Genomic DNA, 16,754 nt, shown 5'->3' on the forward strand with positions numbered 1-16,754 from the left:
ACGGATGAAGCAACTGAAACGAGGAGAGCGCCTGCCGCTGGCGGACCATGCGCCGGCCGGCGCCCTGCAGGCCGGCCTGTCCGCAACCGGACTGCCGCTCGACTTCGCCTGTTTCGCGCTCGACGCCGGCGGCAAGCTGGTCGACGAGCGCTACATGACCTTCTTCAACCAGCCTGTCAGCCCCTGCGGCGGCGTGCGCAAGGCGGCGGTCGGCGCCGACGGCGAGGGCTTCGCCTTCGAGCTCGGGCGCCTGCCGGCGACGGTGGAGCGGGTCGTCGTCACCGCCAGCGTCGATGGCGGCGGCGTGATGTCGCAGCTGCGCTCGGGCCACCTGCGCCTGGTGGCGCAGGGCGGCGAGTTCGCGCGCTTCGATTTCACGGGCCAGGACTTCGCGGCCGAGCAGGCCGTCATGCTGGGCGAACTCTACCGCAAGGACGGGGGATGGCGCTTCATGGCGGTGGGCCAGGGTTTCAATGGCGGGCTGGCGGCCCTGGTGACGCATTTCGGCGCCGACGTGGAAGCACCGGCATCACCATCACCATCGCCGTCACCCGCCGCGGGCCGGCCGGCAGCTGTCGTCAGCCTGGAAAAGCGCGTCGAGCAGGCTGCGCCCCAGCTCGTCAGCCTGGTCAAGTCGGCCGGCGTGTCGCTGGCCAAGGTCGGGCTCGAGCAGCACCGCGCCCGGGTCTGCCTGGTTCTCGACATTTCCGGCTCGATGAGCACCCTGTACCGCAAGGGACTGGTGCAGCGCTTCGCCGAGCGCATCCTGGCGCTGGGCTGCCGCTTCGACGACGACGGGGAGATCGACGTCTTCCTGTTCGGCAGGAACGTGCACCGCGGCGCGCCCATGGGCCTGGGCAACTGGTCGGACTACGTTGGACGGATGATCGAGCGCCATCCACTGGAAGGCGACACCCGCTACGGCGCGGCGATGGAAGCGGTGCGCCGGCATTATTTCCCGGATTCCCGGGGCGGCGAACGCAAGCAGCCGCTCAAGGCCGCGCTGCCGGTCTACGTCATGTTCGTCACCGATGGCAGCACCTCCGACCAGCCGCTCACCGAGCGCCAGCTGCGCTGGGCCAGCCGCGAACCGATCTTCTGGCAGTTCATGGGCATCGGCAAGGGCAGGAAGTCGAAAGCCAAACGGCTCGCCAGTTTCGCCGACTCCGACTTCCCCTTCCTGGAAAAGCTCGACGATCTCGATGGCCGGCTGGTCGACAATGCCGACTTCTTCTCGGTCGCCAGTCCCGACGAGCACTCGGATGCCGAGCTGTACGACCTCCTGATGACCGAGTATCCCGGCTGGGTGAAGCAGGCGGCGCGGCACGGGCTGCTCGGCTGACGCCTCCTGTCAGGTATCAGCGCGCCTTGACGTCCCGTCTTGCGTCCCGCTCTGCGCCGGCCGCCTCCCGCGCGCCGATCGCGCGCAGCGGCTCCGGTGAAAACTCGATGGTCTGGGCCGGGAAGGCCAGGCCGATGCCGGCCGCTTCCAGACGCTCGTAGATAGCCAGCAGCAGCTCCTCGCGAATGCGCACGCTGTGTTCGAAGTCGAGCACCTCGATGTAGGCGAAAACTTCGATGTTGAAGGAACGTTCGCTGATCCGGCCGAGGTGGGCGCGGGCGCCTTCGCCGATGTACTCGTGTTCCTTCACGATTTGCTGGACGATGCCGATCGCCTCGCGCAGCCTGGCCGACGGCGCCCGGTAGTCGACCGCGATGACGGGGTTGAACAGGAAGCGCTCGCGCGGCGCGAAGTTCTCGATCTGGCGCGCCGACAGGTCGCCGTTGGGAATGGTCACCAGGGTGCGCTCCAGGGTGCGGATGCGGGTGGAGCGGATGCCGACGTCCTCGACCGTGCCGATGATGTCGCCGACCTTGATGAAGTCGCCGACCTGCGCCGGGCGGTCGGCAATCACGGTGACGCTGCCGACCAGGTTCTCCACGGTCTTCTGCGCGCCCAGGGCCAGGGCGATCCCCCCGATGCCCAGCGCCGCGATCCCGGTGGTGACGTCGATGCCGAAGGTGTCGAGGATGCCGATCCCGGAGAACAGCAGCAGGAGCACCTTGGCGGTGCGCCGCAGCAGGGTGATGACGGAGACGACCTGGCGGCGCTGGCGCTGCTGCATGCGCACGATCGCCAGTTCGGCGGTGGCGTCGACCAGGCGCAGACCGAACCAGACGAAGGCGACCACCGAGATGATGCCGGTATAGCGCAGCAGGGTCTGGCGCGCGACGATGGCGACCGGCAGCCGCTCGGCCCAGCCGAAGAACACGAAGACGGCGATCAGGAGGCTCAGGGGCGGCAGGGCCGCCTCGAAGAAGCGGTACAGGCCATTCGTCGCGGGGTCGGCCACCAGGCGCCGCATGACCGCGACCATGAGCGCCGCCACCATCCACAGGCCGCCGAAGATCAGCACGCCGAGACCGATCAGCAGTCCCCAGTCCTTCAGGGGCGCACCGGCAACGGTGAACTCTTCCTGCTGGCCGGCCTGGGCCGCCACGGTGCGCCGGGTCGCCGCGGCGATCTGCTCCATCGTGTCCTGCGAGATGCGCCAGACCTGCTTGCCCTCGTCCTCGCTGCGCGTCAGGAGCACCGGCACGCTCTTACCCTGGATGCCGATCTGGCCGACGTGCTCCTGGTCGATGGGCAGGTCGTCGTCGATGCGGCCCACAAGCTCGTTCGACAGCACGGCGTAGGGCTCCAGCGAACCGCCATTGTCCAGCAGGGCCTGGAAGGCGCGCGCTTGGCTGGCGGCGTTGACGCGCTGCCGGTTGCTGTTCGCGGGCAGGTCGAAATACTGGGCGGCGCGGTCGTAGTCGTGCTCGGCCAGCGCGCCGATCAGGCCCGAGATCATCGAGCGCGGGGTTTCCCGGCCAAGCGGGTCGGGCAGGACGGCGGGAGCGGCCGCGGCGGGGGCAGGCTTCTGGACCACGGGCAGGACGGCGCCCGCCGGCAGGCTCAGTGCGAGCGAAAGGAGAAGGAGGAAGCGGAGAAAAACGGTACGCATGCTTGAAACGTGTCCTTTACAGTGGGGCGCAGGCCGGAAGCGGCGCGGCTGCCTGGGGCCGGGCATGTAGGGAATACCCGCCGGCAGCGGCTGTCCGTCGGGCCTGCAAGGGCAGCCCCTGGGCAAAACCAGATCGCTGCGGATGTGCGCGCAGTGCCGCCGTGCCCGGTGTGGCCGAGTTGGCCGGGTTGGCCGCGTTGGCCGCGCGCGAACCGGCGCCGGCATGCAGCACGGGTCAAGGCTGCCCCGACGAGGGACAGCGGGATGTCTGGCGGCAAAGCTTACCATTCATGGGGCCGCCCGTCTGCACGCTTGCCGCTGGCCTCGCGGCTGCGCAGGGTAGTGCACGGCGCCCGCGTCCGGGTTATTATCACTATCTCATCCAACACAGGAACCGATACGCCATGACCACGTCCAGCTATCCCGATACCCGTCTCCTCATCGCCAACGAATGGTGTGACGCCGCAGGCGGCAAGACCATCTCGGTACTCAACCCGGCAACGGGGCAGGCGATCGGGACGGTGGCCCATGCATCGATCGCCGACCTGGACCGTGCGCTGGCCGCGGCGCAGAAGGGCTTCGAGACCTGGCGCGACGTGCCGGCCGCCGAGCGTGCCGCCACGATGCGCCGCGCCGCCAGCCTGCTGCGCGAGCGCGCTGGCGACATCGCGCGCCTGCTGACCCAGGAGCAGGGCAAGCCGCTGGTCGAGGCGAAGGGCGAGACGCTGGCCGGCGCCGATATCATCGACTGGTTCGCCGCCGAAGGCATGCGCGTGTATGGCCGCATCGTCCCGTCGCGCAACCCGAAAGCCCAGCAGCTGGTGCTGAAGGAGCCGGTCGGCCCGGTTGCCGCCTTCACGCCGTGGAACTTCCCGATCAACCAGATCGTGCGCAAGCTGGGCGCGGCGCTGGCGACCGGCTGCTCCTTCCTCTGCAAGGCGCCGGAAGAAACCCCGGCTTCGCCGGCGGCGCTGCTGCAGTGCTTCGTCGATGCCGGCATCCCGCCGGGCGTGGTGGGCCTGGTGTTCGGCGACCCGGCCGAGATTTCCGGCTACCTGATCCCGCACCCGGTCATTCGCAAGGTCACCTTCACCGGCTCGACCCCCGTCGGCAAGCAGCTGGCCGCGCTGGCCGGCGCCCACATGAAGCGCGTGACGATGGAGCTGGGCGGCCATGCGCCGGTGATCGTCGCCGAGGACGCCGACGTCAGGCTGGCCGTCAAGGCTGCTGGCGCGGCCAAGTTCCGCAACGCCGGCCAGGTCTGCATTTCGCCGACCCGCTTCCTGGTGCATAACGCCATCAAGGAAGAGTTCACGCGCGCCTTCGTGCAGCATGCCGAGGGCCTGAAGCTGGGCGACGGCCTGGCCGAGGGCACGACCCTGGGCCCGCTGGCCAACGCGCGCCGCGTCAGCGCCATGACCAAGGTTGTCGAGGATGCCCAGGCCAAGGGTGCGGTGCTGGCGCTGGGCGGCCAGCGCGTCGGCGAGGCCGGCAACTTCTTCGCGCCGACCATCCTGGCCGATGTGCCGCTGGAAGCGAGCGTGTTCAACGACGAGCCCTTCGGCCCGGTCGCCGCGATCCGCGGCTTCGACAGCCTGGAAGAGGCGATTCTTGAAGCCAACCGCCTGCCTTACGGCCTGGCCGGCTACGCGTTCACGCGCTCGATCAAGAATGCCCAGCTGCTGATGAACCGCGTGGAAGTGGGCATGCTGTGGATTAACCAGCCGGCCACGCCAAGCGCCGAGCTGCCCTTCGGCGGCATCAAGGACTCGGGCTACGGCTCCGAAGGCGGCCCGGAGGCGCTCGAGGCCTACCTGAACACCAAGGCGGTGTCGATGGTCGGCGTGTAAGGGCAGGGGAGAAAAAGACGGTCGGGGCAGCCCGGGGAAGCCCGCCGCCTGCCCCGGAGCGCGCCCTCAGGGCCGCTCGTCCACCACCTGGCTGATCTGCCGCACCGGCACGACGTTGGTGAAGTTGGCGAGGTCGGCCGCCAGTTCCGCGGCGTGCGGTCCCACGCCCGCCATGAGCGCCTCGACCGAGTCGCAATACACGTGACACATCGCGATGAAGGCCGGTGCGCTGCCCGGCGTCACGCCGCTCATTCCCTGGTCGATGCTGTAGCGCCTGCAATGCGCGCCCATGCGCTGCTTCAGCAAGGGCATGTGCACGTCCCGGTAATAGGCGTGGTCGAAGACTGCCTCGGCGCTGTGGGGATACATCACGCTCAGTTTGATCATCTCTGTTTCCTTTTCCTGGTTTCTGAAAAATACGTGACCGCCGTGCTCAGGCGGCCGGTTCACGAAAGACAAACTGCAGGATGGCGTCGATCCGCTCCTTCAGCTGTTGCGGAGACCACGGCTCGTCGATGCCGAGCGCGAGAATGCGCTGGCGCTCGGCGGCGGCCATGGTCAGCGCCAGGTCGGCCGTCATCAGCGGATCCTGCGCCGGACAGAAGTTCTTCCTGCACATGCGTTCGAGCCAGGCGGCCACCTGCTTCAGGCCGTGCTCGTTGCGGCTGAGGTAGTAGGCTTCGCCGATGGCGGGGAAGCGGCTGCGCTCGCGAATTGCCATTACATAGATCCCCACCGCCTGGGGGCCGCAGGCGAAGTTCACCCATTCCTCGAGGAAGCGCGCCAGCACGACGTGCGCATCGGCGGCGCTCGCCACCGGCAGGTCGAGCATGGTCGTGGCCACCCGGGCGCCACGCCGGATGATGTGGCCGATCAATTCTTCCTTGCTGGAGATGACGGTGTAGACGGTGCGTTTCGATACCTTGGCGCGCTGCGCTACCTGGGCCACGCTGAAGTCGGCGTCGGCCGCCTGTTCGTTGAGGATGTCGACCGCGGCGCCAATCAGGCGGTCGAGCACCTGGTCCGGCGTATAAGTGGCGGGCCGGCCGACCTTGGGGCGTTCTTCCTTGCTCATGCTGTCTCTTGTCTACGTTGTTAGTTATTTAATATTGTCAAAAAATTAGGAAACCATGCAGTTTACAAATCTATGCGGGAAGCATATCATACTGTTTGTAAACATTTCTTTAGGTTACTTATGAACACCTCTTCGAGGTCCGGACCGCTGCTGGCGATTACCGGATCCATTTTCATCCTCCTCGGCCTGGCCCTGCTTGGCGGCGGCATCTACCTGGTCAGCCTCGGCGGCTCGGCCTATTATGTCGTGTCCGGCATTGCCATGGTCGCCACCGGCGTCCTTGTGCTCAAGCGACGCCGTTCGGCCCTGGGCCTGATGGCCGCCACCCTGGCCGCCACCGTGATCTGGTCCCTGGTCGAGGTCAGGTTCGACTGGTGGCAACTGCTGCCGCGCCTCGACATCTGGTTTGTCGCGGCCGTCTGGCTGCTGCTCCCCTTCGTCGATCGCCGCCTGGCCAAGCCGGAAGAGGGCGCCGATGCCGGCCGCAAAGCCCTGCTGGCTTCGGTCGTCGTCACCGTGCTGGTCGCCGTGATCGCGCTGTTCCAGGACTACCATGACATCCACGGCGTCGTCGCTGCGGAGAACATGGCCGCCACCGGCACGCACGATGCCGCGGGCGTGGCCGAGAACGACTGGTCGGCCTACGGCCGTTCCGGCCACGGCGACCGCTACGCGCCCGCCGCCCAGATCACCCCGGCCAACATCGGCCAGCTGCAACAGGTGTGGAGCTACCACACGGGCGACTTCAAGGGGGCGACCGACCCAGGTGAAATCGCCAATGAAGTGACCCCGATCAAAGTGAATGGCATGCTGTATATGTGCACGCCGCACAATATCGTGATCGCGCTCAATCCCGATACCGGCAAGGAAATCTGGCGCCACGATCCGAAGATCAACCGCGACGCGGCCCATTACCAGCACATGATCTGCCGCGGCGTGTCCTACTGGGACGCCAACGCGCCGTCGCTCAACGGCGCCCCGCCGCGCGCCGACGCCGCCACCATGGAATGCCCGCGCCGCATCATCGCGCCGACCATGGATGGCACCCTCATCGCTGTCAACGCCGATACCGGCGAATCCTGCAAATCCTTCGGCGAGAACGGCGTGATCGACCTGTACAAGGGCCACCCGGTCAAGACCCGGGGCATGCTGATGCCGACCTCGCCGCCGGCCGTGTCGCAGAACATGGTGGTGATGGCCGCCAGCGTCACCGACAACGAGTCGACTAACGAACCTTCGGGCGTGATCCGCGGCTACGATCCGGTCACCGGCAAGCTGGTGTGGAACTGGGATCCGGCCCGTCCGGACGAGACCAACCCGCTGACCGAAGGCAAAACCTACGTACGCAACTCGCCCAACTCCTGGGGCGTGTCGAGCATCGACGAGAAGCTGGGCATGGTCTACATCCCGATGGGCAACGAAACGCCGGACACCTGGGGCGGCAGGCGCAACAAGAACGGCGAACGCTTCAATAGCGCCATCGTCGCCCTCGACCTGGCCACCGGCAAGCTGCGCTGGGTCTACCAGACCGTGCATCACGACATCTGGGACATGGATATCGGTGGCCAGCCGACCCTGGTCGACATCGATACCCCGAAAGGGAAAGTGCCTTCGGTGGTGGCAACCACCAAGACCGGCCACATCTTCGTGATCGACCGTCGCGATGGCTCGCTGGTCGTGCCGGCGCCGGAAAAGCCGGTTCCGACAACCAACGTCGCTGCCGGCGACTGGGTCTCGCCGACCCAGCCATATTCGGCCCTGAGCTTCCTGCCCGAGCGTAACATCAGCGAAGCCGACATGTGGGGGACCAGCCCGTTCGACCAGCTGGCTTGCCGCATCATCTTCAGGAACCATCGCTACGAAGGCCCGTTCACGCCGCAAACCGTGGGCGAAAAAGGCAAGGGCGCCATCATTTCCCCGGGCCCGCTGGGCATCTTCGAGTGGGGCGGCGCCACCGTCGACCCGGTCCGCCAGCTGTTGATCGTCAATCCCGATTACATGGGCTTCCTGGAGCGCCTGGTACCGCGGGAAAAAGCCAACGCCAAGGGCGGCACCGGCGGCGAGATGGGCCTGCAACCGCAGACCGGCCTCCCGTTTGCAGTCGAGATCAGTCCCTTCCTGTCGCCGCTGGGCTTCCCGTGCCAGGCGCCGCCTTGGGGCTATGTCGCAGCAGTCGACCTGAAGACCATGAAGAAAGTGTGGATGCACAAGAACGGCACCACCCGCGACAGCGCACCGGTGCCGATCTCCCTGCCCCTGGGCGTGCCCAGCCTGGGCGGGATGATGACCACCGGCGGCGGCGTGACCTTCCTCAGCAGCACGCTCGACTACTTCATCCGCGGCTACGATGTCAGCAACGGTAAGGAAATCTGGAAAGCACGTCTGCCGGCAGGCGGCCAGGCTACCCCGATGAGCTACGTGTCGGACAAGACCGGCAAGCAGTACGTGGTCGTCATGGCCGGGGGCCACGGTTCGCTCGGCACCAGGATGGGCGACGAAGTGGTTGCCTTCGCACTCCCCGACGGCGTCGCGGCTGCCGCCGCCAAGCCGGCCAAGCTCAAGTAAGCAGCAGCGCGCGGCGGCCTTGCCCGTCGCGCGCTTTTTATCCTTCCTCATTCCAATACACATCCACGCATGCATGGCGGAGCTCCGGTACCGGCCGGGCCGCCGCATTGCCGGAAACAGCATAGTATGAATACCATCTCGCGCAAGACCACCATCGCGGCCGCCGTCGCCGCCTTCTCCCTGGGCCTGCTGGCGCCCGGGCTGGCCGCCGCGGCCGACGCCAGTCCCTACCTGTTCGGCGACTGGAACGGGCAGCGCAGCCGCCTGGCTGCCGACGGCGTGGCTTTCGATTTCGGCTACACCTCGGAAGTCGCGCACAACACCTCGGGCGGCGCCCGCGACCTGACCCGTTACAGCGACCAGTGGGTGCTGGGCAGCACGCTCGACCTGGCCAGGCTGTGGGGCTGGCAGGGCGGCAGGTTCAAGGCCACCGTCACCAACCGTAACGGCAAGAACCTGAGCAACGACGCCCGGCTCGGCACCTTCCAGCAAGTCCAGGAAGTCTACGGCCGCGGCCAGACCTGGCGCCTGACCAGCTTCTACCTCGAGCAATCACTGCTCGGCGGCGACCTGACCCTGAAAGCCGGCCGCATGGCCATCGGCGCCGACTTCGCCGCTTTTTCCTGCGACTTCCAGAACCTGACGTTCTGCGGTTCGCAGCCGGGCAACCTGGTCGGCAGCTACTGGGCCAACTGGCCGGTCAGCGTCTGGGCTGGCGTCGCCAGGCAGAAGACCACGGAGCAAACCTACGTGCAGCTGGGCGTCTACCAGGTCAACCCGAGCTATGTCGACGATCTCTACGCCGTGCACAAGGGTATGCACCTGGGCAATCCGGGCGGCACGACCGGCGCCTTGATTCCTGTGGAATTCGGCTGGCAGCCGAAGGTCGGCCTGTATAAGGGCTTGCCGGGCAGCTACAAGATCGGCGCCTGGTACAACACGTCCGATAGCGCCGATCTGAAGCTGGACGCGCAGCGCCGTCCGCTGGGTTCCAGCAGCGTAGGCGCCCTCCAGCGCGACGGCGCCTACGGCGCCTACGTCAACCTCGAACAGCAGGTGACCGGCAGCGCAGGCGGCAAGGGCACGACCGTGTTCCTGAACGCGACCCAGGCCGACAGGTTCACCGCAGCCACCGATCGCCAGGTCGCGTTCGGCATGGAATACAAGGGCGCCTTCGACCGTGCGCGGGACATGATCGGCCTCGCCATCGGGGCCACCCACGCGAACGGCCGGCGCGCCAACCATCAGCCCAGCGGCGACGAAGCGCATCCACAAGCACAAACCGCCGTCGGCGACGGCTATGAGTATGCGGCAGAGGTGTTCTACAGCTGGTCGCCACTGCCTTCGGTCAGCATCCGTCCGAACCTGCAGTTCGTGAAGCATCCGGGCGCGAACACACGAAACGCCGATGCCGTGGTGTTCGGCCTGAAGTCCTCGGTCGCCTTCTGATACGCCGCCAGCCCATGCCGTCTCGCACCGGCAAGGCTGGCCGGCGCAGGAGGCCGGCCTCCTGACGCCCGTGGCGGTGGTCCGAGGGACGCCGGCGTTGCCGTATAGTGACACTTGGTCAGCCCATGGTGCTGCTTTCACCCAGGCAAAATTGACGGCGCCGCAAGCCTTGCTCTATGATTTATTGACATAAATTTCACAAAGCGGCATGCGAGACGCCTCCTCCACCCGGTTCATCCGCTTTCATCTCAAGATACGCCACCTCGTGCTGCTGGTCGAGCTCGGGCGCCATGCCTCGATCCTGCACGCGGCCGAGGCCGCCGGCCTGACCCAGCCCGGCGCCTCGAAGCTGATCGGCGAACTCGAGCATGCGCTCGGGGTTCCGCTGTTCGAGCGCCTGCCGCGCGGGGTGGCGCCGACCTGGTACGGCAAGGTCCTGATCCGGCGCGCCAGCGCCGCCCTGGCCGAGATGGATGCGGCGCACCAGGAAGTGATGCAGGGCCAGGCCGGCTTCGGCGGGCGTGTCAGCGTCGGGAGCGTCCTGTCCCCGGCAAGTTCGCTGGTGCCGCAGGCGGTCAAGCTGCTCAAGGAGCGCAACCCGCGCATCCAGGTCGCGGTGTCGGTCGACAACAGCAACGCCATGGTCGAGCAGTTGCGCGCCGGCGAGCTCGACATCGTCATCGGCCGTATCCACGACCCGGCCGCCGGTGTCGAACTCGATTTCGAGCCGCTCGCCGACGAGGTGCGCAGCCTGATCGTGCGCGCCGGCCATCCCTGGCTGGCGCGCACCGACCTGCAGCTCGAGGACCTGGTCAATGCCGCCTGGATCCTGCCGCCGCCGGGCCGCCTGCGCGACCAGCTAATGGCGCTGTTCATCGCCCGCGGCCTGGAGCAGCCGGTCGACATCGTCGAAACCCTGTCGCTGCCGCTGGTGATGCGGCTGCTGATGGACAGCGAGCGCGTGGTCGCGCTGCCACCGGGGCTGGTCCAGGCGGCGCTCGATGCGGGCACGCTGGCGGTGCTGCCTTTCGAGGTCAAGTTGCGCGCCGACGTCTACGGCATCGTGACCCGCAAGCGCCACCACCTGTCGCCCTCAGCCGAAGCGATGCTCGCGGCCCTGCGCGAAGCGGCCGGCCTGGCGCCCCACGCACGTCCGACGAATACGGATTTGGCATACGTCCGGTGAATTTCGTTATGGGAAAGCGCGGCCAGCCGTCCGTATGATCTCATCCATGCAATGCGCGGCCGGTGGCGATATGCCGGCAGCACGAACGACATGGAGCGAGGAAAAGGAGCAAGACATGTGGACATTTCCTGACGCAGCGGCTGCAGGCGAGGGCAGGGCATGACGAGGCTGCCGTATCCGTTGCCGAATCCGCTGCCGACCCTGTTTGCCGGCCTGTGCGCGGCGGCGCTGCTGGGCTGCGTGCACAGGCAACCGACCACGAGTTCGATCGGTAATTTCCCGGACCCCTTCGTGCTGCCCGACGGCGGCGGCTACTACGCCTATGGGACGAACGGCGACGGCATCAACGTGCCGACGCTGCATTCCACCGACCTGCAGTCCTGGCGCGCGCTGCCCGACGCGATGCCGAAGCTGGCGAGCTGGGTGCGGCCCGAGGTGCCGCACGTCTGGGCGCCGGAGGTGCTCAAGCTGGGTGAACGCTACGTGCTGTACTACACGGCGCACGACCTCGCCACCGACCGCCAGTGCGTGGGCGCGGCCGTCGCGGATTCGCCGGCCGGGCCTTTCGTCGACGACGCGGCCAAACCGCTGGTCTGCCAGGCCGAGCTGGGCGGCACCATCGACGCCAGCCCCTTCGTGGACCGCGGCCGCATCTACCTGTATTTCAAGAGCGACGGCAACTGCTGCCAGATGCCCACCCATATCTTTGCCCAGGAACTGAGGCCGGATGGCCTGGCCGTGGTCGGCCAGCCGACCCGGCTCCTCACCAATGGACGTGTCTGGGAAGGCAAGGTGATCGAGGCGCCGACCATGGTGCTGCGCGACGGTAAATACATCCTGTTTTACTCGGCCAACGATTTCGGCGACGGCTCCTATGCGGCCGGGTACGCCAGTTGCGCGGGGCCGCTGGGACCTTGCGAGCCGGTCGGCGACGCGCCCTTCCTGAAGAGCCACGCGGAAAGCCGCCTCTACGGCCCCGGCCACCAGGCCATCTTCAAGGTCGGCGCCCAGGACTACATCGCCTACCACGCCTGGGAACTGCGGGCCGACGGCAAGCGCGGCGAGCGGCGCTTCCTGTATATCGACAGGCTCGACTGGGTGGACGGCAAGCCGGTGGTGCGGGGCCCGACCCTGGTGAAATGAGGCGGGCACCGCGGGCGCGGCGGCGTACCCGGCGCGGGTCAGCCCGGATGCGGGCGATAATAGGGCGCATACGAAGCACGATGGAGCGGCCGGGACAGGCCAGCCATCCGTAACGACATGGAGACAGAGTGGTGCAACGCAGGCGTTTTCTCGGAACTTCGGTCCTGCTCGGCATGCTGGTCGCGCCGACGCTGACGCATGCGCAGGCGCGCGGGCAGGTCGAGGTCAGGATGTGGACGCTGCTCAGCGGTGGCGACGGCGCGCGCATGCGCGCCCTGATCGACGGCTTCAATGCCAGCCAGGGCGGAGTGCGCGTGGTCAGCACCACGCTCAAGTGGGGCGAGCCCTTCTATACCAAGCTGATCACCTCGTCGGTGGTCGGGGAGGGGCCGGACATCGCCACCGTGCACCTGTCGCGCCTGCCCAACCTCGCCGGCGGCGGCGTGCTGCGCCCGATCGGCGAGCGCGAGCTGGCGGCGGCCGGCCTGAAGGGCGGCGACTACTTCCCGCGCCAGTGGGAAAAATCGCGCTATGCCGGCGCCAACTATGCGATCCCGCTCGACCTGCACCCGCTGGTCCTGTACTACAACAAGACCCTGGCCGGCCAGGCCGGGCTGCTCGACGGTGCGGGGCGCCTGAAACCCATCGTCGGCTACGAGGCCTTGAGCGCCGCCTTCCGCGCGGTCAAGGAACGGACCGGGAAGGCGGGCCTGGCGATGGAATCGGGCCAGGGCTCGTATGCAATCTGGCGCCTGTGGCTGTCGCTGCTGGCCCAGCGCAAGGTGCCGCTGATCGAGAACGGACATTTCGCCTACGGCCGCGCCGGCGAGGAGGAACTGGCGAAAGTCAGCGCCTGGTTCACCAGCGGCTATGGCCCGGTGGGCCTGGATTACCCTGCCTCGACCAGCCAGTTCATGGGCGGCGGCGCGGGCTTCATGATCAACGGTGTGTGGGAGGTGCCGGAACTGGTGCGCACCACCAAAGCCGGCACGCTCGGCTTCGAATACGGCATCGTGCCGTTTCCGCGCCTGTACCAGGACGCCAGCGTCTGGACCGACTCCCACGCCTTTGCGATCCCCGCCAACGAAGGCCGGGCCATGCCGCCCGAGAAGGTGAGCGCGGTGCTTGCCTTCATCGCCTACGTCAGCCGGCATTCGCTGGGCTGGGCCGAAGGCGGCCACGTGCCGGCCTATCGCCCGGTGGCCGAATCGCCCGAGGCGCGTGCCCTGATGCCCAACGCCATGTATGCGCAGGCGGCCCAGAACGTGGTCTACGATCCGGACGGCTGGTACATGGGCGCCGCCGGACCGGTCGAGTCGATGGCCTCGAAGTTCATGCCGGGTGCGCTGTCCGGCCAGCTGACGCCGGCCGAGGCCCTGGAGATGTTCGAGAAGGAGGCCTTGCGCCTGCTGCGCAAGAAGCCGCCGCGCTACTGAGCAACTGAGTGAGCAACTGAGTGAGCAACCGGGTGAGTGACCGAAGGAGAAGCCGATCTTGAGACAAGCAGCGAGTCCGACCGAGGCGGCGCTGGCGCCGGCGCGTGCCGCCGGGCCTGTGCCCACGGGTTCCGTCCCCGGCTCTGTTCTGCAGCGTGGCGCGCGCGCCGAAGGCCTGCCCGCCATGCTGCTGCTGGCGCCCTTCGTGCTGGTCTTCCTGCTGTTCTTCCTGGTGCCGGCCCTGCACACCTTCTACCTGAGCCTGACCGAGAGCAGCCTGACGCGCACCAGCGCCTTCGTGGGCCTGGCCAACTATGCGACCCTGGTGCAGGACCCGTCGTTCTGGGCCTCGCTCTGGAACACCTTCTATTTCGCCCTGCTGACCGTGATCCCGCTCACCGCACTGGGCCTGGTGATGGCGCTGCTGGTGCACCGTTTCGTGAAGGCCCAGGCCTGGCTGCAGGGCGCCTTCTTCCTTCCTTATGTGCTGCCGATCTCGGTCATGACCCTGATCGCGGACTGGATGCTGCAGCCCTCGTCGGGCGTGATCAACCACCTGGTCGGCGGCCAGCGCGCCTGGCTGGCCGACGTGCACTGGGCGCTGCCGGCGGTGGCGATCGGCACCGTCTGGTGGACGGTGGGCTTCAACATGCTGATGCTGCTGGCCGGCCTGCGCAACATCCCGGCCGAGCTGTACGAGGCGGCCGCGCTCGACGGCGCGCGCGGCTTCACGCTGTTCCGGGCGATCACCTGGCCGGCCCTCAAACCCGTGCTCGGCACGGCGCTGCTGATCCAGCTGATCGCATCGCTCAAGGTGTTCGGCCAGACCTATATCCTCACCAGCGGCGGGCCCTACAACACCAGCCGCGTGACCCTGCACTACATGTACGAAACCGCCTTCACGCAAAGCGACGCCGGCTACGCGGCCGCGGTCGCGATGGCCTTCATGCTGGTGGTCATCGCCCTGTCCCTGCTGGCGCGCTTGCTGGCAAGGAGGGCTGCATGAGGAGAAATGTATGAGGAGAGGCGCATGAAGCAGCGCTCCCAGCTTGGCTGGACCGTCGTGGCGGTGACCGCGGCCGTGGTGCTGGCGGCCCTGTGGGCCTTCCCGCTGCTCTGGGCCCTGTCGACCGCGCTGCGGCCGGAACACGAGACGGTGTCGGCCGTGTTCCACTGGCTGCCCCAGACCTGGACCCTGGATGCCTTCCGCAAGACCCTCAGCGCCGGCAACATGCCGCGCTGGCTGTTCAACAGTGCGCTGGTGGCGCTGCTGGTCACCGTGGTGACGATGGCGATCAGCCTGATGGCGGCCTACGCCTTCTCGCAGCTGCGTTTCCGCGGCCGTTCGCTGCTGTTCGGCCTGGCCATGCTGGCCTTCCTGCTGCCTTTCGAGGCCTTGCTGGTGCCGCTGTTCCGCACCATGCACCAGCTCGGCATGATCAACAGCTACGCCGGACTGGTGTTGCCGCAGGTGGTGTCGCCGGTGGTGATCTACGTGTTCAAGCAGTTCTTCGACCAGATCCCGGCCGACTTCCGGGAAGCGGCCGTGATGGACGGCGCCGGCCCCTTGCGCGTGCTGTGGAGCGTTTACCTGCCGATCTCCGGCAACATCGTCTGGGCCATGGCCATCGTCACCTTCATCGGCGCCTGGAACAACTTCCTCTGGCCCTTCATCATCGTGACCTCGAACGAGATGATGACGATTCCGCTGGGCCTGACCCAGACCTACGACGCCTTCGGGGTGCGCTACGCCCAGCTGATGGCGGCCGCCCTGCTTGGCGCGCTGCCGGTCGGGCTGGCCTACATCGCGTTCCAACGCCGCGTGACCCAGGGCTTCCTGGCGGCGAGCGGTCTCAAAGGCTAAAAAAACAGGAGCAGACATGGCATCGGTCAGCCTACGAGGCATCAAGAAACAATACGACAACAACAGCGTCATCAAGGGCATCGACCTCACCATCGAGGACGGCGAATTCGTCGTCTTCGTCGGACCTTCGGGCTGCGGCAAGTCGACCCTGCTGCGCATCATCGCCGGACTCGAGGACATTACCGAGGGCACGCTGGAAATCGGCGGACGGGTCAGCAACGACATCGAACCGGCGAAACGCGGCATCGCCATGGTGTTCCAGAGCTATGCCCTGTATCCGCACATGAGCGTGTTCGAGAACATGGGTTTCGCCCTCAAGCTGGCCAGGGTGCCGAAGGCGGAAATCGCGGAGCGGGTGCGGCGCGCCGCCGAGATCCTGCAGATCGGGCACCTGCTGGAGCGCAAGCCCAAGGCGCTGTCCGGCGGCCAGCGCCAGCGCGTGGCGATCGGGCGCGCCATCGTGCGCAAGCCCGAAGTCTTCCTGTTCGACGAGCCGCTGTCCAACCTCGATGCGGCCCTGCGCGGGCAGACCCGCGTCGAGCTGGCGCGCCTGCACCGGGAATTGAAGAGCACCATGATCTACGTCACCCACGACCAGGTCGAGGCAATGACCCTGGGTACGAGGATCGTGGTCCTGAATGGCGGCCGGATCGAGCAGGTCGGCACACCCTCGGACCTGTACGAGCGGCCCGCCAACCGGTTCGTCGCCGGCTTCCTGGGTTCCCCGCGCATGAATTTTTTCGACGCGACGCTCGTCGCGCAGGACCAGCGCGGCGCCACCGTGCAGCTGGCGGGCGGGGCGCGGGTCCAGGTTGCAGCCGACGCCGCGCGCGCGCGGACCGGGGACAAGGTCACTCTTGGCGTGCGGCCCGAGCACCTGCAGATGGCCAGGCCTGGCAGCGGCGAGGGCGGCATCGGCGCCGCCGTGGCCCTGGTCGAATACCTGGGCGATGTGACCCTGGTCTATTTCCAGGTCGATGGGGTCAGCGAGATGGTGGCGGTCAAGTGCGATGCCGATACCGCGCCCCCGGCGCTGGGGAGCAGGGCGGAGCTGGTGTTCCCGGCGACGCGGGCCTTCCTCTTCGACGAGGCGGGCCAGGTGTTCGCCCCCGGCTGGGTGGAAAGCACCGCCGAACCGCTGCGCGCCAACGCGGCGCGCATGCCATGACGTTTTCGGA

13 protein-coding genes are annotated in these 16,754 nt (G+C 67.4%); 10 read left to right on the forward strand and 3 right to left on the reverse strand.

Annotated elements, in window-relative coordinates; translation table 11 throughout:
- Nucleotides 1-4 precede the first annotated feature (4 nt).
- Nucleotides 5-1,342, forward strand: coding sequence for a VWA domain-containing protein (locus ACSUZJ_RS11855; protein ID WP_499416326.1), 1,338 nt, complete (start codon nt 5-7; stop codon nt 1,340-1,342).
- A 16-nt stretch (nt 1,343-1,358) separates the two neighbouring features.
- Here the strand turns inward: ACSUZJ_RS11855 and ACSUZJ_RS11860 are convergent, their stop codons facing one another.
- Entirely contained in the window at nt 1,359-3,008 is a 1,650-nt protein-coding gene (locus ACSUZJ_RS11860) for a mechanosensitive ion channel family protein (protein WP_499416328.1), read from the reverse strand.
- Between the two features lie 404 nt (nt 3,009-3,412).
- On the opposite strand from ACSUZJ_RS11860, the gene ACSUZJ_RS11865 reads away from it, so the two are divergent.
- A complete protein-coding gene (locus tag ACSUZJ_RS11865) occupies nt 3,413-4,858 on the forward strand; it encodes an NAD-dependent succinate-semialdehyde dehydrogenase (RefSeq protein WP_499416330.1) in 1,446 nt (481 codons plus the stop codon).
- Between the two features lie 66 nt (nt 4,859-4,924).
- On the opposite strand, the gene ACSUZJ_RS11870 is transcribed toward ACSUZJ_RS11865, so the two are convergent.
- Entirely contained in the window at nt 4,925-5,245 is a 321-nt protein-coding gene (locus ACSUZJ_RS11870; RefSeq protein ID WP_499416331.1) for an EthD family reductase, read from the reverse strand.
- A gap of 46 nt (nt 5,246-5,291) precedes the next feature.
- A complete protein-coding gene (locus ACSUZJ_RS11875; RefSeq protein ID WP_499416333.1) occupies nt 5,292-5,933 on the reverse strand; it encodes a TetR/AcrR family transcriptional regulator in 642 nt (213 codons plus the stop codon).
- A 120-nt stretch (nt 5,934-6,053) separates the two neighbouring features.
- On the opposite strand from ACSUZJ_RS11875, the gene ACSUZJ_RS11880 reads away from it, so the two are divergent.
- The 8 genes from ACSUZJ_RS11880 (at nt 6,054) to ACSUZJ_RS11915 (ending at nt 16,744) form a co-directional block, all read left to right on the forward strand.
- Complete coding sequence (locus ACSUZJ_RS11880; protein WP_499416335.1) at nt 6,054-8,498, forward strand: membrane-bound PQQ-dependent dehydrogenase, glucose/quinate/shikimate family; 2,445 nt, start codon at nt 6,054-6,056, stop codon at nt 8,496-8,498.
- A 126-nt stretch (nt 8,499-8,624) separates the two neighbouring features.
- A complete protein-coding gene (locus tag ACSUZJ_RS11885) occupies nt 8,625-9,947 on the forward strand; it encodes a carbohydrate porin (protein ID WP_499416337.1) in 1,323 nt (440 codons plus the stop codon).
- 208 nt (nt 9,948-10,155) lie between these two features.
- Nucleotides 10,156-11,133 carry a LysR substrate-binding domain-containing protein gene (locus ACSUZJ_RS11890; RefSeq protein ID WP_499416339.1) on the forward strand — a complete coding sequence of 326 codons (978 nt, stop codon included), beginning with the start codon at nt 10,156-10,158 and terminating at the stop codon, nt 11,131-11,133.
- Between the two features lie 159 nt (nt 11,134-11,292).
- Nucleotides 11,293-12,276 (forward strand): glycoside hydrolase family 43 protein, encoded by a 984-nt coding sequence (locus ACSUZJ_RS11895; RefSeq protein WP_499416341.1) that lies wholly within the window; start codon nt 11,293-11,295, stop codon nt 12,274-12,276.
- A 131-nt stretch (nt 12,277-12,407) separates the two neighbouring features.
- A complete protein-coding gene (locus ACSUZJ_RS11900; RefSeq protein WP_499416343.1) occupies nt 12,408-13,712 on the forward strand; it encodes an extracellular solute-binding protein in 1,305 nt (434 codons plus the stop codon).
- Between the two features lie 58 nt (nt 13,713-13,770).
- Nucleotides 13,771-14,718: a carbohydrate ABC transporter permease gene (locus ACSUZJ_RS11905; RefSeq protein ID WP_499416345.1), complete on the forward strand. Its 948-nt coding sequence runs from the start codon at nt 13,771-13,773 to the stop codon at nt 14,716-14,718.
- Between the two features lie 24 nt (nt 14,719-14,742).
- Nucleotides 14,743-15,576, forward strand: coding sequence for a carbohydrate ABC transporter permease (locus ACSUZJ_RS11910; protein ID WP_499416347.1), 834 nt, complete (start codon nt 14,743-14,745; stop codon nt 15,574-15,576).
- Nucleotides 15,577-15,592: 16 nt separating this feature from the next.
- Nucleotides 15,593-16,744: an ABC transporter ATP-binding protein gene (locus ACSUZJ_RS11915; protein ID WP_499416349.1), complete on the forward strand. Its 1,152-nt coding sequence runs from the start codon at nt 15,593-15,595 to the stop codon at nt 16,742-16,744.
- Nucleotides 16,745-16,754 lie beyond the last annotated feature (10 nt).

It is taken from the genome of Telluria sp. B2 (assembly GCF_051789535.1).
Lineage (GTDB): Bacteria > Pseudomonadota > Gammaproteobacteria > Burkholderiales > Burkholderiaceae_D > Telluria.

What these genes read in the sequence shown, in the direction of transcription:
- ACSUZJ_RS11895 (WP_499416341.1), top strand. Translation starts at nt 11,293, where the DNA reads ATGACGAGGCTGCCGTATCCGTTGCCGAATCCGCTGCCGACCCTGTTT.
- ACSUZJ_RS11875 (WP_499416333.1), bottom strand. Translation starts at nt 5,933, where the DNA reads ATGAGCAAGGAAGAACGCCCCAAGGTCGGCCGGCCCGCCACTTATACG.
- ACSUZJ_RS11910 (WP_499416347.1), top strand. Translation starts at nt 14,743, where the DNA reads ATGAAGCAGCGCTCCCAGCTTGGCTGGACCGTCGTGGCGGTGACCGCG.
- ACSUZJ_RS11890 (WP_499416339.1), top strand. Translation starts at nt 10,156, where the DNA reads ATGCGAGACGCCTCCTCCACCCGGTTCATCCGCTTTCATCTCAAGATA.
- ACSUZJ_RS11860 (WP_499416328.1), bottom strand. Translation starts at nt 3,008, where the DNA reads ATGCGTACCGTTTTTCTCCGCTTCCTCCTTCTCCTTTCGCTCGCACTG.
- ACSUZJ_RS11870 (WP_499416331.1), bottom strand. Translation starts at nt 5,245, where the DNA reads ATGATCAAACTGAGCGTGATGTATCCCCACAGCGCCGAGGCAGTCTTC.
- ACSUZJ_RS11880 (WP_499416335.1), top strand. Translation starts at nt 6,054, where the DNA reads ATGAACACCTCTTCGAGGTCCGGACCGCTGCTGGCGATTACCGGATCC.
- ACSUZJ_RS11885 (WP_499416337.1), top strand. Translation starts at nt 8,625, where the DNA reads ATGAATACCATCTCGCGCAAGACCACCATCGCGGCCGCCGTCGCCGCC.
- ACSUZJ_RS11855 (WP_499416326.1), top strand. Translation starts at nt 5, where the DNA reads ATGAAGCAACTGAAACGAGGAGAGCGCCTGCCGCTGGCGGACCATGCG.
- ACSUZJ_RS11915 (WP_499416349.1), top strand. Translation starts at nt 15,593, where the DNA reads ATGGCATCGGTCAGCCTACGAGGCATCAAGAAACAATACGACAACAAC.
- ACSUZJ_RS11865 (WP_499416330.1), top strand. Translation starts at nt 3,413, where the DNA reads ATGACCACGTCCAGCTATCCCGATACCCGTCTCCTCATCGCCAACGAA.